This window comes from Pyxidicoccus trucidator (assembly GCF_010894435.1).
GTDB lineage: Bacteria > Myxococcota > Myxococcia > Myxococcales > Myxococcaceae > Myxococcus > Myxococcus trucidator.
This window is the reverse complement of record NZ_JAAIXZ010000023.1, coordinates 62,815-81,470: the sequence shown is the minus strand read 5'-3', so window position 1 is coordinate 81,470 and position 18,656 is coordinate 62,815. Positions and strand designations below refer to the sequence as shown.

Sequence of the window (18,656 nt, the reverse complement as noted above, 5' to 3'; positions counted from 1 at the left end):
TCGCGCCCCCCGCCGTCTCCACGCCGTCACTTCACGCGGTAGCGCACCTCCGAGGGCCCCGGGCCTCCGGAGCGCAGCACGCCCCGGTCCGGGTTGGCGGCCAGGTGCTCCAGCACCTTGAACACCGTCTCCACCTCGTCCGGCATGCCGAGGTCCGCGGCGAGCTGCTCGGCGGAGCGGGGCTCCGCGCGGGCCTCGCCCAGGCGCGCCGTCAGCTTGTGCTGCAGCTCCAGCACCGCGCCCGCGGCCTTCTTGCCCGCCTCCACACCCGGCTGGTGGTAGGCATTGATGTGCACCAGGCTCGCGTAGAAGCCCACCGCGCGCTCGTAGAGAGCAATCAGCGCGCCCACCGTGTGCGCGCTCACGTCCGGCACGGTGAGGGTGATGGACTCGCGGCCCTTCTCGTACAGCGCGCGGCGCGTGCCCAGCAGGAAGCCCAGCAGGTAATCCCCGCTGGTGACGCCGGGCTCCACCTCGAAGGTTGCACCCTGGCGGTCCTTCAGCACCTCGATGAAGGTGGCGAAGAAGTTGTTCACGCCCTCGCGGAGCTGCTGCACGTACGCGTGCTGGTCCGTGGAGCCCTTGTTCCCGTAGACGGCGATGCCCTGGTTCACCACCTTGCCGTCCAGGTCCTTCTCCTTGCCCAGCGACTCCATGACGAGCTGCTGGAGGTAGCGGGACATCAGCAGCAGCCGGTCCTTGTACGGCAGGATGACCATGTCCTTCGCGCCGCGCCCTCCGCCCGCGTGGTGCCACATCAGCGCCAGCAGCGCGGCCGGGTTCTTCGCCACGTCGCGCTGCCGCGTCGCCGCGTCCATCTCCCGCGCGCCCGTCAGCAGCCCGTCGATGTCCAGTCCCTGCAGCCGCGCCGGCAGCAGGCCCACCGCGGACAGCACCGACGTGCGGCCGCCGACCCAGTCCCACATCGGGAAGGTGCGCAGCCAGCCCTGCTTGCGCGCGTGCTTGTCCATCTCGCTGCCCGTCCCCGTGACGGCCACCGCGTGCTTGCTGAAGTCGAGCCCCTTCGCCTGGTAGGCGCGCTCGGTCTCCAGCATGCCGTTGCGCGTCTCCTTGGTGCCGCCCGACTTGGTGAGGACCAGCGTGAGCGTCTCCGCCAGCCTGTCACCCAGCTGCGCCAGCACCCGGTCCATGCCGTCAGGGTCCGTGTTGTCGAAGAAGGACACCTGCATCGTGTCCGTCGCCGTGCCCAGCGCGTCCGCCACCAGCTGCGGCCCCAGCGCCGAGCCGCCGATGCCCACCAATAGGAGATGTGTGAAGCGCTGCGCCTTCTGCGGCTTCACCTTGCCGGCGTGCACGTTCCGCGCGAAGTCGTGGACGGCCGCCACCATGTCGGTGATTTCCTTCTTCAGCCCCGGCTCCGGGGCCAGCTCCGGCGCGCGCAGCCAGTAGTGGCCCACCATGCGCTGCTCATCCGGGTTGGCGATGGCGCCCTTCTCCAGCGCCTCCATGGACGTGAAGGCCTCTTCCATGAGCGGGCGCATCCGCTCCAGGAAGTCCGCCGGGAAGTGCATGCGCGAGACGTCGAGCGTGAACCCCACGGACGGCACGACGCACAGATAACGCTGGTACCGCTGCCACAGCTCACGCTCGGTCATGGCTCCTCTTTCTCCTCGGCTGCTCGCGCGGAAGGTGCCGTGTGGCTTAGCGCCTCCGCATGCGGGTGGGAAGCCGCACGCGAGGGCAGCATGAGGACAGGGCCCTCACGGAGGCCCAGTGCTCAACACCTCACGGCCCTCCGGGGGGAGGGCCCGACACTGGAGGAGACTTCAGGCCGACGGCCGGGCGGCTTCCGGCGACGGCGGCGCCGAGGGAGGCGTCAGCGGCTCCGGCTTCCAGGCCGGGTTGCGGAAGACGTAGCCCAGCCGGTGCCGCCACGGGCCGGGCTTCAGCGCGTCACGGGCAATGGCCCCGAACTCGTGGAAGGCGATGCGCAGCGGGTTGTGCGTCTGGAGGTTCTTCGTCAGCCCGTACACGGGCTTCTCGCCCTCGGGCTCGAAGGTGCCGAAGAGCCGGTCCCAGATGATGAGGATGCCCGCGTAGTTCTTGTCGAGGTAGCGCGGGTTGGCGGCGTGGTGCACGCGGTGGTGCGACGGCGTGTTCAGCAACCACTCCAGCGGGCGCGGCAGCCGGCCGATGGCCTCGGTGTGAATCCAGTACTGGTAGAGCAGGCTGACGCCCTGCTGCACGACAATCATCACCGGGTGGAAGCCCAGCAGCGCCAGCGGCGCCCAGAACACCCAGGCCGTGGGCGGCGTCCACGTCTGCCGCAGCGCCGTGGAGAGGTTGTAGTGCTGGCTGGAGTGGTGCACCACGTGGGACGCCCAGAAGAAGCGGCTCTCGTGGTGGACGCGGTGGAACCAGTAGTAGCAGAGGTCCTCTGCGAAGAAGAGCAGCACCCAGGCCACCACGCCCGTGCCCATGCGCAGCGGCGTCAGGTGGTAGAGCGCGAGGTAGCCGGCGAAGGCGACGAACTTCCACCCCAGGTTGATGGCCGCGTTGCCCAGCCCCATCGACATGCTGGCGATGGAGTCCTTCCAGGTATGGCCCACCAGCGGCCGTCCCTCGTCCCGCAGCTTCTTCACCCAGAACGCCTCGGCGATGACCGTGATGAGGAAGACGGGAATGGCGGGGGTGATGAGGTCGGGGATGCGTGCTGCGTCCATGCTGGGCCTCCTATGGACGGGAGCGGCGGCGAGGCCGCTCCGGGGTGGGTGAGAACGCGGTGCGCATGAAGCGCGTGAGTGTGTCCAGCATGCGGCGGTGGGCCGGGTCGTTCGGCCGGGCGCTGCCTCCGACAACGGCGCCCTGCACCGCGTCCAGCGCCAATTCCACCACCGCGTCGAAGTCGGGGTGCGTGGTGGCCACCTCGGGGAACAGCTCGCGAGCGACGCGGTGCAGGTTCTCCCGGTGCGGCCCGTCCACCGCCTCCAGCGCCGCCCGCAGCTCCGGGTCCGTGCGCGCCGCCACGTACAGCTCGATGGCTGCCTGCAGCTCCGGGCGCTGGTACGCGGCCCACAGCATGTCCACCGCCGCCGCGACGCGGTCCCTGCTCGACGGCCGGGCCCCGACGCCCGCCAGGTAGTCCTGGATGATGCGCGGGAAGAGGTGCTCCACCGCCGCGGCGAGCAGCTCCTCCTTGGTGTCGAAGTGCGTGAAGAGGGCGCCCTGCGAGAGACCCGCCCGCTTCGCGACCTCCACCGTCGTCAGCCGCGCATGGCCCAGCTCCACCAGCGTGGAGATGGTGGCGTCCAGCAGCTTGCGGCGCGTCGTCTCGCGGCGCTCCTGCTGGGTGCGGCGGGGAGGGCGCTGCCCTTCCGGCGGAGAGGTCTTCGAGGCCATTTCACCCAGAGGATAACGCCAAACTTAACAAGTGACCAGTCACTAAGTTCAAAGGCAGGCGGGCGGCCCGGCGCCGCTCGGGTCGGGTGGCCTCAGCCGGGTGCGTCATTCCGGCGGGCGCGAGCGGCCGCTCACCGTCGCTTCCGGACCGCTCGGCCTCGGGCGGTCCAGCATGCGGGCCCGGGCCCGCATGCTCGGTTGCATGGCCTCTTCGTCTTCCCTGTTCGTGATGCAGCCGCTGTCCGGCTCCATTGCACCTCCGGCGGTGGTGTCGCGGCGGAGGGGGTGGCTCGGGTTCGTCCTGGGGCTCGTCGCCGTCCCGTGGGCCCTGCTGCTGCTGGCCGCCGCGGGCTTCGTCGGCGCTTCGCCTTCGGGCTGGGGTTACGCCGTGGGTTTCGCGCTCGTGTCGGCCGGACTCGTGTCGCGGCCCTGGCGGAAGCGCCGGGGGCTGACGCGGGCGGGGCTCGCTGTCCTGCTGCTCATCGCCCTGGCGCGAATGGTGTTCGCGGACGGCACCCACGTGGAGACCCTGCGCCTGCCGGACCGGGGCCACCGGTGGGTGAACCGCCTTGTCGCCGAGCGGGATGGAACGCTGCTCGCGGCCCACGCGCTGGTGCTGTCCGGTGGCGTGCCGCGCTCGGATTCGCGCGACTTCATCTCCGCGCTGGAGTCCGCGTTCGACCGGATGGACGCCGCCGAGGGCGCGTTCGCCACTCCCGCCGTCGCCACGTACCTGGGCCTCCAATCCTCGAAGTCCTTCGACACGTTGGTCATCTCGCCGCCCGACGGCGCTTCGTCCGATACGGCCGTCGTCTTCCTCCATGGCTACGCGGGCAACTTCGCCGTGTATTGCTGGCAGATGGCGCGGGCGGCCCAGGCCATCTCCGCGCTCACTGTCTGCCCCTCGGTGGGCCCCGCCGGGGACTGGTGGTCACCCCAGGGGGAGCGCACGCTGGAGGCGACGCTGGACTGGCTCGCGAGCTGGGGCATCCGCCGCGTCTATCTGGGCGGGCTGTCCAATGGAGGCGCGGGGGCCAGCGTCCTCGTGAGCCGGGTCTCCCATCCCCGCATCGAGCTGCGGGGCCTGGTCCTCGTCTCCGGGGCCGTGTCGCAGGCGCCCACGCACCAGGTCCCCACGCTGGTGGTGCAGGGGCGGACCGACTCCATGATGCCCACGCGCTCCATGCGCGCCTTCGCCGAGCGCCTGGGCAAGCTCGCGACCTATGTGGAGGTGGACAGCGGGCACTTCGCCTTCCTCGACCGCCATGCCGAGTGCGAGCGTGCCATCGCTAACTGGCTGCGCCAGCGCGAGGGGAAGTGAGCGGGGGAGGGGAGGACGACGCACTCCAGGCTCAGGGCGCCTTCGCCTTCACCGCCGACTCCACCTCCGCCAGCATCGCGTCCAGCTCCGCGCGTGGCAGCCACCGGCCGCGCAACACCACGCCGGAGAGAGCGCGCGTGTTGCGCACGTCCTTGCGCGGGTCCGCGTCCAGCAGCAGCAGGTCCGCGCGGCGGCCGGGCGCCACCGTGCCCCACTCGGCGGACTCGCCCAGGTACTCCGCCGCGCCGCGCGTGGCCGCCTCCAGCACCGCGTGCGCCGGCAACCCCGCCGCGGCCATGGCCTCCATCTCCCGGTGCACCGCGAAGCCCGTCACCATGAAGAACTGCGGCGAGTCCGAGCCCACCAGCAGTCCCGCTCCCGCCGTGTGCAGTCCCCGCACCACCTGACGCCGCAGCTCCACGAAGCGCTGCCTTCGCGCGGCGGGTGCTCCCGTCAGCTCCGGGTCGGAAAGGGCCTTCGTCCACGCCTCCACCGCCGCTGGGGGCGCGTAGCGCAGCTCCGGCCTCGCCCGCAGCATGTCGAGTTGGTCGGCGCTCGAGAGCAGCTCGAAGAGCTCCAGCGTGGGCGAGCTCCACACTCCCGCCTTCCGCGTGGCCTCCGCCAGTGCGGGGATGCGCGCCGCGTCCATCCGCTCCAGCGCGTCGGTGAAGTCGAGCTGGTCCACCACCGCCGGGTCACCCGGTGGCAGCAGCGCGGCGAGCCACCCGTCGAGGTGCTCCAACTGCTGCCCCGAGGCCAGCGCGTGCGCCAGCCCCACATCCGGCGTCACGTGGCCGTTCACGCGCAGCCCCTGCGCCTTCGCCTCGGCCATCATCGCGTCGTACGTCTCGCGCCCCAGCCCGCCGTGCGTCTTGAGCAGGTCGAAGCCCGCGGCCTTCTGCTCGCGTACGCGCTGGCGCGCCGCCTCGGGCCCCTGCACCGACTTGCCATGGAAGGAGGGGCCGGACACCAGCAGCCGGGGCCCCAGCACCTCGCCCTTCGCCACCCGCGCGCGCAGCTCCAGTCCCGTCGGCGCGGCACCCAGCGCCCGCGCGGTGGTGACGCCGTTGGCCAGCAGTAGCCGCATTTGCAGCCCCGCGTTGTCGCCCGCCGTCCCGGTCCCCTGCTGGAGGTGCAGGTGCATGTCCGCCAGCCCCGGCATCAGCCAGCGTCCACGCCCCTCCACCCGCGTCGCTCCCTCGGGGACGGGCGTGGAAGCCGTCGGTCCCAGCGCGACGATGCGGTCCCCGTCCACCAGCACCGTCTGATCCTCCAGCACTCCGTCTCCACCCGTCATCGGGAGCACCTTCACCCCCACCAGCGCCAGAGTGGCGACATGGGTGCGCGAGGTTGATTCCGGAGCGGAAGTGGGCAGTGCTTCGGGTCCGCTGCGGCAGGCCGTCCAGCAGACGAGCAGGCAGAGACTCCAGCGCCAAAGACGCGTTCTTCCCTCTACGGGCATGCGTGTACTCCTCCAGGAAGGAGAACGGAGCACAGCACCCCTGGTCGCAGGGCGCGCGGGCATCTGCGAAAATGACGTGGGAAATATCGGGGGCACTTGCCTCCGTTTCCTGCCCGCCCCGATATGAACCTCTCCGCCCTCCTCGTAAGCTCCCTCCTGGCTTCGGCGCCCTCGGTTCCCCACTCGACTGCCAACCACTCGGACAACATGCCCGAGGTCGGCGTCCCCTTCTCCTGTGGCCGCATCCACACGGTGAGCCAGGGACACGACACCGGCAGCCATCAGCACAACGACACGTACGCTTGGGACTTCCGCATGCCGGATGGCACTCCCATCGTCGCCGCGCGCGACGGTGTGGTGCGCCTGGCGCGTGGTGACAGCACGAAGGGTGGCTGCGACGAGAAGTTCGCTCCGTACGCGAACTACGTCGTTGTCTCCCACGGTGATGGGCTGGAGACGCAGTACCTCCACTTCAGCGCCGTGGTGGTGAAGCCGGGAGACCGCGTGAGGGAGGGCCAGCTCATCGGCTTCTCCGGCTCCACCGGTTGGGCCTGCGGCGCGCACCTGCACTTCAAGGTGGCGCGTGAGGTGGGCAAGGGTTGGAACAACCCGTCTGTCCCGGCGCGCATCGCCGGCTACGGTGACCCGGTGCGTGACACCCGCGTGGCCGCGCCCATCTGCAAGGATGCGGGCCAGCAGACCCTCATGGCCAGCAACGACGGCTCGCACACCCCGGGCCAGCCGGTGGTGTCCATGTCACCTGAGCGCCAAGAGGCGCTTCGCGGCCTCCCGCCCGGGGCGCAGACCATCATCGACGGCCTCAATCAGCCTCCCGCCCAGGGCGGCCAGGGCCTCGACGAAGCGCGCGCGCCCAGCCGCGCCCGCACGGCGAGCGGCCCCAGCGAGACTCGCTGAGGCCAGCAGCGCGCCCGCCCCGGCGAGCAGCACGAAGAGGGCCCCCGCGTTGACGAAGTACTCCATCGGCAACAGGGGGCCTTCCACGTAGGCGCGCACCACGCGCCAGCCCACGTGTCCCAGCAGCGCCAGCAGTGGCAGGTTGATGAGCGGCAGCACCAGCCAGCGCGCGGTGCGCCACCAGCCGGCCACCGCTTCCCCCACGCCGGTGGTGGCCGTGTAGCGCCACGCTCCGGCGCGCGCCCCCCGCACCGCGTCCAGCAGCGCGTCCACGTCCGGCACGCCCAGCAGCGCGGGCTCCAGTCCGCCGGCCCGCACCACGCTGCGCGCCTCCGCCAGCGCCGTGCGCGCGGCGGACTCCACGCCGAAGTCGTCCTCGAAGGGCTCCACCACCGCGGCTTCCGCGGCCCGAGCGCGCGTGCGTCCTCGCACCGCGTCCAGCGCCGTGGAGGCCGCCGCCACGGCCAGCCCCGCCGGAAGGCTGGCCCGCCCCACCAGCGCCGCCGCACCCAGCCCGCTTGCTCCCCATAGGGACAGCCGCAGCCCCCAGGCCGCGGGCCCCCAGAAGCGGCCACCGGCCTGCCGCCGCACCTCCGCCGCGAGATGACCGTGCGCCAGCCGCAGCCGTGCGTCGAAGTCCGCGCGCAGTGCCTCCGCCGCCTTCTCCAGCCCCGAGCCCAGCGCGTCGCGGGTGCGCGCCAGCAGTGCGTCCGTTTCCTGGAGCGCCGTGCCCACCCGGGACGACACCTCCTCCAGCGCTCCGAGCGCGTTGGTGCGCCGCACCCGCGCGGCCACCGCCTGCGTGGCCAGCCCGCGCAGGTGGAAGAGCAGGGCGCCGAACTCACCGGACACGTCGCGGCCGTCCTTCGCCGCCAGCGCGCTGATGGTGAAGACGGGCACGTCCTCCTGGGGCAGGCCGTACTGCTCGGAGGCCACGCGGCGCACCTGGGCCTTGAGCGTCTCGCGGGACTCCGGGGACAGCTCGTCCGCGAAGTTGAGGATGAAGACGAGCGCGCGGCGGCGGGCGAACTCCGCGAGGAACTCCACCTGCGAGGCCTCGGCCACGCTGCCCCGGTGCATCACCACCAGCGCTACGTCCGCGCGCTCCAGCGCGGCGCGCGCCACGTCGCGGTGGGTGGTGGCCACGCTGTTGAGGTCCGGCGTGTCGATGAACACCTGCCCGCCCCACAGGCCCTGCGGCCCGGGCGCGTACCGCACCACCCGCGCGCCCGTCTGGGCCAGCGCGTCCGCGGCGGCGCCTTCCGGAGCGAACACGGTGGCGGCGGTGCTGGTGGGCCGGTCCACTCCCTCGCGCGACAGCGACTGCCCGGCCAGCGCGTTGAGGAGGGTGGACTTGCCCGCGCCGGTGGCTCCCACCAGCGCGACGCCGAGCGGCGCATCCTTGCGCGCCACGCCCCGTGCGTAGTCGTCCACCAGCCGCTCCAGTCGCGCCGCGTGCGGTTGTAGCGCGGGCAGCTCCAGGGCGGTCTTCAAGAGGGTGCGAAGGGCTTCGGGGTCGGGAAGGCTCGTCTCGTCCACGTGGGGACGGAGCCTGTCCCGGCCGCGCCCGGGTGACTACGAAGAAGATGCACGGAGGGTGCGCCAGCGTGCACTTATCGGCCAGGGCCCGGTCGGCGCGTCCTTCCGCTCCGGAACCCGCGCGCCCGGCGCCAGGAGGGAAACGACCGGCGGGAGCCGATGAGCTGCTCCCGCCGGAGTGTAGGACTCAGCAGCCGGAGCAGCCGTCGGGCTCTTCACCACAGGCGAGGGTGGTGTACTCCGGGCACTTCGGCGGCTTCTGTGGCTTGTCGGCGCCGCCCTGGATGCGCGCCAGGTCCTGCACGAACAGCTCCTTCACCTTCTTGACCTTCTTCTCGGTGCTCATGGTGCTCTCCGTGTGTGGGGCGTGGGGTGTGTCGGTCCGTGCGTGCGCCCCGTGCAACGCCGCGGGCCGCTTCGGCAAGGGGAGAACGGCGGAGGCCCGCGGGCCTTTTCCGTCGGAAGCCTTTACAGGCCGGTGCGCCCGGGCAGGCGCCCTGCGTGGAGGGCCTGCCAGGAAGGACGCTTCCGGGAATGCACGCCGTGGCGGCGCGGAAGGCGGGAGGAGTAGAAGTGCTTCCACCATGGACCTCTTCCTGATGTCGCCCCCGGGGCGCGCGTGGGCCCTGCGTGGGCGGAACAACTTCCGCAGTCGCGAGGCCCCGCAGGTGGATGCGCGACAGGCCCGCCGGGAATGGCTGACGCTGGCGCGGGAGCTCGAGGCGCGCGGCGGCACGGTGGTGGCGCTGCCGTCTCCGTCCGAGCTGCTGACGGGCATGCCCTACGCCGCGGAGTGCGGGCAGGTCGTCCCGCGCGAGGGCGCGCCGCCGCTGTTCCTGCTGCCCCGGATGATGAGCGCGCACCGACAGACCGAGCGCGAGCACTGGGCGCCCCTGGCCCGAAGCCTGGGGCTGGAAGTGGTGGACCCGGGCGTGGGCATCTGGGAGGCGCACGGCGACGTGGCCACCTTCGACGGTGTGACGCTGCTGTTCTGGGGCGGGCGCACCACGCTCGATGGGCTGGAGGCCGCGGCGCGCTACTTCCCCGGCGAGGTGGTGCGCGTGCAGGTCCGCGAGCCCGCCTTCCATGGCAACATGGCCGTGCTCCCGCTGCCCGTGGTGGACCGGCTGATGGTGTGCGCGGACGTCATCGCTCCGGCCTCGTACGCATTGCTGCGCGAGCGCTTCGGTGAGCAGCGGCTGCTCACGGTGACGGAGGACGAAATCAAGGGCTACGCCACCAACGGGCTGCCGCTGGGTCGGGATTTGCTGGCGCCCTCGGTGGTGCCGGACGCGGTGCGTGCGCGGCTGGCCCTGCTGGGCATGCGCGTGGTGCCGCTCACCATGCGCGAGCTGTGCGAGAAGGGCGGTGGCTCGTCGCGCTGCCTCGTGTCGCGCGCGCAGGTGGACGCGGCGGCGGTGCGGATTCCGGACGAGTACCGGCTGGACGCGGTGGCGAAGGACATCGAAGCCGATGCGTGACGCGAGCGCGCTGACCCGAGGAGCGGAGGCGTTTCTCTCCCAGCACCCTGGCGTGTCCCTGGTGGCGCTGGGCTCGGGGGCGCATGCGGAGTCGCTGGACCTGGCTCCGCTGGGGCTGCCGGTGCGGTACCTGCCCGCGGAGCGGAACCTGGAGCTGGCGCAGCAGTACCTGCTGCTGAACCAGCTCGCCTTCGGTGGCATCGGCGTGCCGCGCTGGGTGCTGTCGGACTTGTACCTGCTGCCGGGGGCCATCGGTCTGCTGCGGTGCCCGGCGCGGATGGTGAGGCCGGAGGTGCGCGAGCGGCTCGGGCTGGCCGACGAGGACCCGACCATCGGCGCGGCGTACTACGCGGCGCCCTCGGTAACGCCGGGCCTGTTCATCGGCGTGTCGCTGCTGAGCTTCCTTCCGGGCACCGGCGCCGCGCCGTGGGTGAAGGTGCTGACGCTGGCCATGCTGCGCGCGCGCCGGCTGCGCGGCGTGGCCCAGTGGGACAACCCGAGCGTCCGCATCCACTCACGACTGGGCCCGCTGCGCCTGGTGGGCCGTGTGCCCGGAGGCCATGAGTACGGTGAGCGCACCTTCGTCTACGAGTCGGACGTGTCGGACGGCGCGCGTGTGGCGGAGGCGATGGAGCGGCGCGTGCCCCTGCCGCCCACGCGGCGGGTGGCTGTCACGGACCTGCCCGCGCTGAGCGGACTGCTGGACCGGGCGGAGGCGGGTGAGGTGCTGCACCTCGTCGCCCCCGGCCTGGACGCGGGGCACGTGCTGGTGCGCGAGGGCGAGCCCGGCTGAGTCAGGGCGCGGGCGTGGCGGGGGACTCCATGTCCTCCTGCAGCGCGCGGCGCAACGCGGCGGCGCCGTCACCGATGATGGGCTCGCCGTGCGCGAAGCAGACGGTCTGCACCGGCAGGTGGTCCAGGATGCGCTGGACGCTGTGCCGGGTGCGGAGCGGGTCGTCCTGGTACTCGCTGGGGACGAACTCCGGCGTGCCCGGGCTCTCGTGCGCCAGCAGGTCCGAGATGAAGGCCACGCTGCGCGGATGCTGCTGCACCCACAGCGTGTACATGGCCAGCGTGGGGCCTGGCGTGTGGAAGGAGACGAGGCCCCCGGGCAGCGTCTCGCCCGCCACGTAGGTGTAGTCCGGCGCTTCTTCCAGGCCGTGCGCGCCCTCGGGTGCCCACACCGGGATGCTGAAGGCCTTGCGGAAGCGCCACGCCGAGCGCTGGTGGTTGCCCGCTGTCAGGACGATGGCGGCGAGGTTGCCCAGCTCGCGCAGTGTGTCCTGGTCGATGGGGAGCGGGTCGATGAGGACGACGGCCCCATCCTCGTCCACCACCGCGTACGCGTCGCTGCGCGAGCCGCCGATGCGGTCATCGGACAGGGTCCAGTGGTGGATGCCAGGCACCAATTCGACGACGCGCTTCGCCTTCCCCTTGGGCTCGCTCATGCCGTGAACGTAGGCACCCGTGCCGTACGTCACCTGGACTCCTGGGACAGGTGACACACGGCTCGCCGGGTCTCCTGCTCCGGGGGCGGCCGGTCTGCACGGGAGAGGGCAGCCGCGACGCGAGAGGGCACCCCACCTTCCCGCATGGTGGAGAGAGTCATGCGTGGGGCCGCGCCGCGTCCGCTCGTGCTCTTCGACGGGGACTGTGGCTTCTGCCGCCGCTGGGTGGCGCGGTGGCGATTGAGCACGCGAGGGCGTGTGCGCTTCGAGCCGGGCCGGTGGTGGCATCGCTGGCTGCTCGGCCTCCGCAAGGCGGACCTGCGCCGGGCCATGCAGTTGGTGGAGCCCTCCGGGCGCGTGTCCCAGGGCGCGGAGGCGGTCTTCCGGATGCTCGCCTGGTCGCCCCGCGCGGGCACCCGGGTGGTGGCGAGGGTGGGGCTGCTGCCCGGCGTGCTGCACGTGGCGCGAGGCGCGTATGCCCTCATCGCCCGCAACCGACGCTCGGCGGCGCGAGTGGATGCGTGGCTCTTCGGGCGCGCGGTGGTTCCGCATGAGTACCGGCTGGTGCGCTGGGCCTTCCTCCGGCTGACGGGCGGCGCGTTCCTCATCGCCTTCACCTCGCTGGGGCGGCAGGTGCTCGGCCTCTATGGGAGCCGGGGCATCCGTCCGATTCGCGAGCGGTTGGCCGCGGAGAAGTTGGCGGAGCCAGAACGGGAGCGCTGGCGGCTGACGCCGACGGTGTTCTGGCTGGACGCGTCCGATGCCGCGCTGGTGCGTGGGTGCCGCGCGGGGCAGTTGCTGTCACTCGCGCTGCTCTTCAACCTCGCGCCCCGGCTCACGGTGTCGCTGCTGTGGGGGCTGTACCTCTCCTATGTCTCGGTGGGTCGCGAGTTCCTCTCCTTCCAGTGGGACGTGCTGTTGCTGGAGATGGGCTTGTTGTCGGCGCTCACCGCGCCTGGAGGGCTGAGGCCGGGCCTGGGCCGGGACGCGCCCTCCGCGCTGGACGTGTTCCTCTTCCGGCTGCTCGTGTTCCGGCTCTACTTCGGCTCTGGCATCAGCAAGCTCCAGTCGGGGGACGAGACGTGGCGCGAGCTGACGGCGCTGAACCACTATTACGAGACGGCGCCGCTGCCCACGCGCGGCGGCTGGTACGCGCACCACCTGCCCCCCGGGTTCCAGAGCGCGTCCACCGCGGCCACGCTCGGGTTGGAGGCGGGTGTGCCGTTCCTCGTCTTGGGCCCTCGGAAGGTACGGCAGCTCGCCTTCTGGGCCTTCGCGGGGTTGCAGGGCGCCATCCTCACCACGGGCAACTACGGCTTCTTCAACTACCAGGCGCTGGCGCTGGGGCTGTGGCTGCTGGACGACGCGGCGCTGCGGCGCGTGCTGCCGCTGGAGGCCGAGGGGCCCGCCCGGACGCAGCCCTGGTGGCGCGCGGCGCTGTCCACGGTGGTGGCCGCTCCGGTGCTGGTGCTCGGCGTGTCCGAGGTGCTTCGCCGCTTCGACTCGTGGCCCCTCCGCCATGAGCGCGTGCGGGGCACGTTGAGGTGGCTGGAGGCCCGCGCGCGGCCGCTGCGCTCCGTGAATTCGTATGGCCTCTTCAGCGTGATGACGGTGGAGCGCCCGGAAATCCTCGTCGAGGGCTCCGAGGACGGGGAGCACTGGAAGGAATACTCGTTCCGCTACAAGGTGGGCGACCCCGAGCGGCCTCCCCGGCTGGTGGCGCCCCACCAGCCACGCCTGGACTGGCAGATGTGGTTCGCGGCGCTGGGGGCTCCGACGAGCTGGTTCATCGCCTTCCTTGGACGGCTGCTGGAGGGCTCGCCGGAGGTGCTGAGGCTGCTCGAAGGCAACCCCTTCCCGGACGAGCCTCCTCGCATGGTCCGCGCGGTGCTCTACGACTACAAGATGGCCGACCTGGAGGAGCGGCGGCGCACCGGCACCTGGTGGAAGCGCGAGCGGGTGGGCCTCTATGTGCCGCCCCTGGCCCTGGCCCCGGGTCCCCGTCCGACGGGCCACGTCCCCCGTTTGCAGTGGGATGCCCAGGCATGAGGTAAGGCGGCACAAGAGTCGCCGTCTGCCTGGACGGTGAGCCTCCAGGTGGCGCGCGAGCGCGGCAGGCGTGCAGCCATGAACGGAGCGGACCCTTTTCCCACCGGGGCCTCTGCGTGGCGTTAGTATGGCCGCTGCTCTCCGCCCCCATCCGCCGTGAAGACGCGCCTTCCCTTCCGTTCCGTCCTTGTTCTCGTCCTCGGGCTGCTGAGCGCCTGCGGTCCGTCCCCTGGCACCATCACCGTCCAGCCGCTGGAGACGAAGTACCTGCGGACTCCGGGCCAGAACGTGAAGCTGGAGTACGTGGTCCTCGATACGGAGGGCCAGCGGATGTCCGACCCGAAGCTGCGGTGGACCAGCTCCGCCACGGACGTGGCCCTCGTCCAGGACGGCGTGGTGACGGTGCGCAAGTCCGGCAAGACGACCATCGGCGTCACCGGCGGCAAGATTCGCACGGCGATTCCGCTGGACCTCACCATCCTCAACTCGCTCGACGTGAGGGCTCCAGGCGCGGACTTCATGGAAGTGGGTCGCGTCATCAAGCTGCGCGTGGTGGCGAGGAGCGAGCAGGGCGACGCGCTCCCGGACGCCGTCCCCGAGTTCCGCACCTCCGACGAGTTGGTGGTGCGTGTGGAGGACGGTCAGCTCGTGGCCGGGCGTCCCGGCACCGCCACCGTCACCGCCATCCTGGGACACCTCAGCCGCGCCATCGCCGTGCAGGTGGTGCCGGCGGACTTCGCGCGCCTGGGCCTGAATCTCACCCACCATGCCTTCCAGCGGCGGGGCCAGTCCGTGCAGCTCCAGGCCCGCGCCTACAACCGCAACGGCGTCGTGCTCGAGAGCGTGCCGCTGGAGTGGTTCACCTCGGATGCCGCGGTGGTGTCCGTGTCGCCTGATGGCCGCGTGACGGCGGTGGGCACTGGCCGCGCGGTGGTCTCCGTCGTCGCGGGACGGCGGCGCTCGGCGGCGGAGTTCGTCGTTCCGTAGCGCGGGGTGCTGCCCGCGCTCGTGACAGCAGCCCCTCCTCCTCGGTGAGAGGAGGGGCGCGTCTACTTCTTCGGGGCCGGAGCCGGAGCCGCTTCCTTCCCCTTGAACAGGGGCGGCTTCACGCGGATGCGCTTGCCCTTCTTGTCGAGCCCTTCCTCCGGGCACGGCGGGCGGGGCCCGTCGCTCGGCGGCTGGATGGTGAACTCGACGCGGCGGTTGAGCGCCATGCCCTCTTCCGTCGCGTTGTCGGCCAGCGGCCGGCTGCGGCCGAAGCCCTGCGAGCACAGCCGCTCCGCCACCACGCCGCTCTCGATGAGGAAGCGCATGACGCTGGCCGCGCGCCGCCGCGACAGCTCCAGGTTGTACGCGTCGCTCGCGCGCGAGTCGGTATGGCCCTCCACCAGGATGCGGTCGACCTCCGGGTTCTCGTTCATCACCCGGGCCACCTCCTCCAGGATGGGGAAGGACTCGGAGAGGATGACGTCCTGGTCCGTGGCGAAGTTCACCTGCTCCAGGATGACAATCTTGTTCCCGTCGCGGCGCGCGAGCGGGCACCCGTCGCGGCCCCGGCTGCCGGCCGGCTGGTCCGGGCACTTGTCGAGCCGGTCCACCACGGCGTCGCCGTCCCTGTCCGTGTCCGGGCAGCCCGAGTTCCCCACGGGGCCCGCCACGTCCGGGCACAGGTCGCCTCCGCCAATCACCGAGTCTCCGTCCGGGTCCACCGGCGGCGGAGGCGGCGGGGTGGGCTCGGGAGGCTCCTTGAAGCGCTCCAGCGCCTCCCACTCGCGCGTCTTCGCCGGCACCCAGATGATGGAGGTGAAGAAGCTCAGCGTGGGCGACGCGAGCGAGCACCCGCAGCCCGCGCCACCGCCGAACGTGAAGGTGAGGCCGGTGGAGCTGTACCAGCGCAGGCCGATGAGCAGCTCGGCGGGCACCTGGCGGGGCTCGTCCGGAAGCTTCTCCAGGCCCACGGCGCCGTGCACCATGCCCACCGCGGTGATGCCGCTGCCGCGGATGATGGGCACCTCGGTGCCCACGCCGAAGGGCATCATGTCTCCCACCGACACGCCGTTGAAGACGTGGTCCGGCCGCTTCCAGAAGCCGCCGTTGAGCGCGATGAGGATGCCGTTGCCGAAGCGGTAGTCCAGCACGACGCCCGGTGCCCACGTCATCTCTCCGTCACCGGCGAAGGCCTCCTGGGCGCCGGTGGGGAAGCTCACGTTGAGCGTCAGCGCCGCGCCAAAGCCCTTGCCCTCCGCGGGCCTGCGAAGGCCGGGTACGGCCACCTTGCCGGTGAGCCGGAGGTCGCCGAGCACGAAGCTCTCCACGCTGCCTTCCGTGCCGATGACCTCCAGGTTCTCTCCGCCCTGCGCGAGGATGAGCGGCATGTCGACGCCCACCTCGGCCCAGTCGAACAGGCCCACGCTGGCCATGGCGTCGAGCTGGAGGCGGTTGCCGACGAGGGAAATCTTCCCCAGGTCCCCGCCCTCGGGCACCAGCGTCAGCGGGTTGAGCGAGTAGCTGAGGTACGGGCCTCCCGCCACGGACAGGTGCGACAGCGGGCGCGACTGCGTCACGACCACCAGGTCCTGAGGCGCGCCGGACGGGCGGAAGATTTGGGCGTTGAAGCGCGTGTCCGGCTGGGCGGTGGCGACGGTGGACAGGCCCAGCGCGAGGAGGAGGAGCGGAAGGTGCGAGGGCTTCATCGTGCGCGGCGCTGGGTGCGGAGGAGCAGGAGGCCGGCGGCGAGCAGCACCAGGACGGTGGTGCTTCCGGCGGGAGTGGCATCGGCGGTGGTGCCGCAGCAGAAGGCACCGCCCTGGGGCTTGGTGCCGGGCTTGCGGCGCCCGCGCTCGCACTCCTGCGTATCCGGCGAGCAGTACTGCACGCCGAGGCAGTCTCCGCTGTCCTCACAGGAGGTGGAGCAGCTGTTGGTCGAGACGTCGCAGGTGCCGCCGCAGGGGCAGTGCGCGTCGGCGAAGCACTCCACGCAGGTGCTGCCGTTGCAGACGAGCCCCTGGTTGCAGGTCACCGCGCACGCACCGGCGTTGTCACAGGTGCGGGTGGTGGGGTTGCACTGGCCGCTGCCGCAGTCGTTGTCGTCGCGGCAGCCCACGCAGGCGCTGCCCTGCACGGAGCCGTCGGAGAGGCAGAAGGGCGTGTCGCCCTCGCAGGCGGTGCCGCGCACGCCGCAGTGCCGGTCGGTGGTGGAGGCGGTGCACTCGCCGCTGAGGCAGAACTGGCCGTCGCTGCACTCCATGTCGTTGCGGCACTGGACGCAGACCTCGCCGTCCAGACAGAAGGGACGCTCGCCGGGGCACTTCGCGCAGCCGGGGCCGCAGGCGTCGGCGGTGTTGCACTCGGGCACCGAGTCCACGCAGGTGCCGTTGAGCGCGTCGCACACCTGACCCGGAGCACACTGGCTGTTGGTGGTGCACTCCACGCAGGACGGAGAGGCGCCGGGCGTCAGGGCCGCGCACTGGGTGCCATTGGGGCAGCAGTTGCAGGAGTTGCCCGCGCACGAGTCGTCCGTGGCGCAGGGGGTGCACTGGTGGCTGGAGCAGATCTCTCCGCGCGGGCACTGCGAGTCGTCATTGCACTCGTTGCACTCGTTGGCGTTCGGGTCGCAGACCTGGTCGCCGGGGCAGTGGTCGTCGGTGGTGCACTCCACGCAGGTGGAGGCGGCCACGTCGCACACGGAGCCGGGGCAGTCGCTGTCGTCGTTACAGCCGGTGCACTGGTTGGTCGCCGTGTCGCAGCGGCCGTTGTCGGGGCAGTCACCGTCATCGTTGCAGCCGCGGCAGACGTTGTCCGTCATGTCGCATCGACCGTTCGGGCAGTCGCCGTCGTCATTGCAGCCGCGGCAGCTGTTGTCCGTCAGGTCGCAGCGGCCGTTGGCGCACTGGCTGTCCTCGGTGCACTGCACGCACTGGGTGCGTTCATTGATGTTTGCGCAGTAGGGCGTGGACAGACCGCAGGGGGCGCAGGAATCGCCGCACTTGAGGGCCGAGTTGCATGGCGCACAGAGCGCGGCGGCGTTGCAGTAGTAGAACGGGTCGCAGCCACCGTTGCCTGGATCGTTGGCGAATTCGCGGCTGCACTGCTCGCAACGGTCGATATCCTCTGGAAACGAGGGGCGACCGTTCTCCGTCTGGAAGAACAGCTCCGGCGGGGCCAGGGCGAAGCCTGAAGCGTTCAGCTTGACGACAGGGGGGGTGACGTACTCCGACTCGAAGTCGGTGAAGGTTCCCGCGTAAGTCGAGAACTCCAGCGCAGCCGCGCTTCCGCCCTGCGCATAGAGGATTTCGACCGGATAGAGACCGGGGTTCTGGAACGTGACGCTATTGGTTGTACGCCACGTGGGGAAGAACCGCTGTGGAGGCAGATTGATGACCCGGTGTGCATTCGCGGCCCGGTCATAGATGACGAAGGCGACCCCATCGTCCGTGTAGAAGCCGAAGTGGATGGGGACGCCGACCCATTGAGGCGTGACGTTGATGTAACCCCGGTAGCGGGCGCCAAGTGGAGCGAACTGGCGCTGGGGAAACGTGCACCCACCCCTGCCACAGCCGGCCACCGAGTTCTCGAAGTCCCCATAACTCGGCTGCGGATTGGTGGGGTCGGTTGGGTCGCCCTGAGTGGCGTTGTTCGACTGGTCGAACACGATGCGCAGCACGGACGTCGAGCGGCGGTCCCGGCTCGTCTCCATGAACGAATTCATGTCCCGGATGAAATTGACGTCATCGGCGGGGAAGTCCACGTTCGGAGCGAGTGACTCGCTCGACGCCCTGCACAGTCCGGTGCCGACTTCGCTTGGCGAAGGCGCCACGGGAAGTCCGGAGATAACGACCGCCGGTTGCTTCGCTGCGACGGCGACGCCAGCGAGACACACCGACAGCACAGTGAGCGCGGTACGCGCGATGCGGAACAGGGGGGATTTCAAAGCGGCGTAAGAATGCTGGATTCCTCTGACAAGAGCAAATTCAAGCGTCTGCCGCGCGACGTGAAACGTACTGAGTCACTGACCTGACGTAGCAGGTTCTCCAGCCGGCTCGTAACGCGGTGGACACCTGACTCGGCTTGATAACCATGAA

Annotated in this window: 14 protein-coding genes and 1 pseudogene; 6 read left to right on the top strand and 9 right to left on the bottom strand. The window is 71.2% G+C overall.

Features of this window, described 5'->3' with window-relative positions; translation table 11 throughout:
• Positions 1-26 precede the first annotated feature (26 nt).
• The 3 genes from G4D85_RS41755 to G4D85_RS41745 form a co-directional block, all read right to left on the bottom strand.
• The gene (locus G4D85_RS41755) at positions 27-1,616 is read right to left on the bottom strand and encodes a glucose-6-phosphate isomerase (RefSeq protein WP_164019851.1); all 1,590 of its coding nucleotides are present in this window, start codon (positions 1,614-1,616) and stop codon (positions 27-29) included.
• A gap of 171 nt (positions 1,617-1,787) precedes the next feature.
• Entirely contained in the window at positions 1,788-2,684 is an 897-nt protein-coding gene (locus tag G4D85_RS41750) for a sterol desaturase family protein (protein WP_164019850.1), read from the bottom strand.
• Between the two features lie 10 nt (positions 2,685-2,694).
• A complete protein-coding gene (locus G4D85_RS41745; RefSeq protein WP_164019849.1) occupies positions 2,695-3,360 on the bottom strand; it encodes a TetR/AcrR family transcriptional regulator in 666 nt (221 codons plus the stop codon).
• Positions 3,361-3,562: 202 nt separating this feature from the next.
• Here G4D85_RS41745 and G4D85_RS41740 point away from each other — a divergent pair, with 202 nt between their 5' ends.
• Positions 3,563-4,681 (top strand): alpha/beta fold hydrolase, encoded by a 1,119-nt coding sequence (locus tag G4D85_RS41740; protein ID WP_240359816.1) that lies wholly within the window; start codon positions 3,563-3,565, stop codon positions 4,679-4,681.
• 31 nt (positions 4,682-4,712) lie between these two features.
• On the opposite strand, the gene G4D85_RS41735 is transcribed toward G4D85_RS41740, so the two are convergent.
• Positions 4,713-5,978: an amidohydrolase family protein gene (locus G4D85_RS41735; RefSeq protein WP_164019848.1), complete on the bottom strand. Its 1,266-nt coding sequence runs from the start codon at positions 5,976-5,978 to the stop codon at positions 4,713-4,715.
• Positions 5,979-6,266: 288 nt separating this feature from the next.
• On the opposite strand from G4D85_RS41735, the pseudogene G4D85_RS50490 reads away from it, so the two are divergent.
• Positions 6,267-6,716 (top strand): annotated as a pseudogene (locus G4D85_RS50490) (M23 family metallopeptidase); the annotation flags it as partial.
• Positions 6,717-6,899: 183 nt separating this feature from the next.
• Here G4D85_RS50490 and G4D85_RS41725 read toward each other — a convergent pair.
• On the bottom strand, positions 6,900-8,597 hold the full coding sequence (locus tag G4D85_RS41725; protein WP_164019847.1) for a GTPase: 1,698 nt from the start codon (positions 8,595-8,597) through the stop codon (positions 6,900-6,902).
• A 187-nt stretch (positions 8,598-8,784) separates the two neighbouring features.
• Positions 8,785-8,943 carry a hypothetical protein gene (locus G4D85_RS41720; protein ID WP_164019846.1) on the bottom strand — a complete coding sequence of 53 codons (159 nt, stop codon included), beginning with the start codon at positions 8,941-8,943 and terminating at the stop codon, positions 8,785-8,787.
• Between the two features lie 238 nt (positions 8,944-9,181).
• Here G4D85_RS41720 and G4D85_RS41715 point away from each other — a divergent pair, with 238 nt between their 5' ends.
• A complete protein-coding gene (locus G4D85_RS41715) occupies positions 9,182-10,078 on the top strand; it encodes a dimethylarginine dimethylaminohydrolase family protein (protein ID WP_164019845.1) in 897 nt (298 codons plus the stop codon).
• Positions 10,071-10,871: a hypothetical protein gene (locus G4D85_RS41710; RefSeq protein ID WP_164019844.1), complete on the top strand. Its 801-nt coding sequence runs from the start codon at positions 10,071-10,073 to the stop codon at positions 10,869-10,871. The genes G4D85_RS41715 and G4D85_RS41710 overlap by 8 nt, the downstream gene beginning before the upstream one ends.
• 1 nt (position 10,872) lies before the next feature.
• On the opposite strand, the gene G4D85_RS41705 is transcribed toward G4D85_RS41710, so the two are convergent.
• On the bottom strand, positions 10,873-11,526 hold the full coding sequence (locus G4D85_RS41705; protein ID WP_164019843.1) for an MBL fold metallo-hydrolase: 654 nt from the start codon (positions 11,524-11,526) through the stop codon (positions 10,873-10,875).
• A 159-nt stretch (positions 11,527-11,685) separates the two neighbouring features.
• Between G4D85_RS41705 and G4D85_RS41700 the strand changes: the two genes are divergently transcribed.
• Together G4D85_RS41700 and G4D85_RS41695 are read left to right on the top strand one after the other, a co-directional pair.
• On the top strand, positions 11,686-13,575 hold the full coding sequence (locus G4D85_RS41700; protein ID WP_240359815.1) for a lipase maturation factor family protein: 1,890 nt from the start codon (positions 11,686-11,688) through the stop codon (positions 13,573-13,575).
• A gap of 156 nt (positions 13,576-13,731) precedes the next feature.
• Entirely contained in the window at positions 13,732-14,562 is an 831-nt protein-coding gene (locus tag G4D85_RS41695) for an Ig-like domain-containing protein (RefSeq protein WP_164019841.1), read from the top strand.
• Positions 14,563-14,624: 62 nt separating this feature from the next.
• Here the strand turns inward: G4D85_RS41695 and traB are convergent, their stop codons facing one another.
• Together traB and traA are read right to left on the bottom strand one after the other, a co-directional pair.
• Positions 14,625-16,268, bottom strand: a complete 1,644-nt coding sequence (gene traB / locus G4D85_RS41690; protein WP_164019840.1) for an outer membrane exchange protein TraB — start codon at positions 16,266-16,268, stop codon at positions 14,625-14,627.
• Positions 16,265-18,505 (bottom strand): outer membrane exchange protein TraA family protein, encoded by a 2,241-nt coding sequence (gene traA / locus G4D85_RS41685; RefSeq protein ID WP_164019839.1) that lies wholly within the window; start codon positions 18,503-18,505, stop codon positions 16,265-16,267. The genes traB and traA overlap by 4 nt, the downstream gene beginning before the upstream one ends.
• Positions 18,506-18,656: the final 151 nt, after the last annotated feature.

Bases quoted from the DNA above. Each gene is read 5' to 3' on its own strand.
- G4D85_RS41750 (WP_164019850.1), bottom strand. From the start codon at position 2,684: ATGGACGCAGCACGCATCCCCGACCTCATCACCCCCGCCATTCCCGTC.
- G4D85_RS41755 (WP_164019851.1), bottom strand. From the start codon at position 1,616: ATGACCGAGCGTGAGCTGTGGCAGCGGTACCAGCGTTATCTGTGCGTC.
- G4D85_RS41720 (WP_164019846.1), bottom strand. From the start codon at position 8,943: ATGAGCACCGAGAAGAAGGTCAAGAAGGTGAAGGAGCTGTTCGTGCAG.
- traB (WP_164019840.1), bottom strand. From the start codon at position 16,268: ATGAAGCCCTCGCACCTTCCGCTCCTCCTCCTCGCGCTGGGCCTGTCC.
- G4D85_RS41710 (WP_164019844.1), top strand. From the start codon at position 10,071: ATGCGTGACGCGAGCGCGCTGACCCGAGGAGCGGAGGCGTTTCTCTCC.
- G4D85_RS41715 (WP_164019845.1), top strand. From the start codon at position 9,182: ATGGACCTCTTCCTGATGTCGCCCCCGGGGCGCGCGTGGGCCCTGCGT.
- G4D85_RS41705 (WP_164019843.1), bottom strand. From the start codon at position 11,526: ATGAGCGAGCCCAAGGGGAAGGCGAAGCGCGTCGTCGAATTGGTGCCT.
- G4D85_RS41740 (WP_240359816.1), top strand. From the start codon at position 3,563: ATGGCCTCTTCGTCTTCCCTGTTCGTGATGCAGCCGCTGTCCGGCTCC.
- G4D85_RS41735 (WP_164019848.1), bottom strand. From the start codon at position 5,978: ATGACGGGTGGAGACGGAGTGCTGGAGGATCAGACGGTGCTGGTGGAC.
- G4D85_RS41745 (WP_164019849.1), bottom strand. From the start codon at position 3,360: ATGGCCTCGAAGACCTCTCCGCCGGAAGGGCAGCGCCCTCCCCGCCGC.
- G4D85_RS41700 (WP_240359815.1), top strand. From the start codon at position 11,686: ATGCGTGGGGCCGCGCCGCGTCCGCTCGTGCTCTTCGACGGGGACTGT.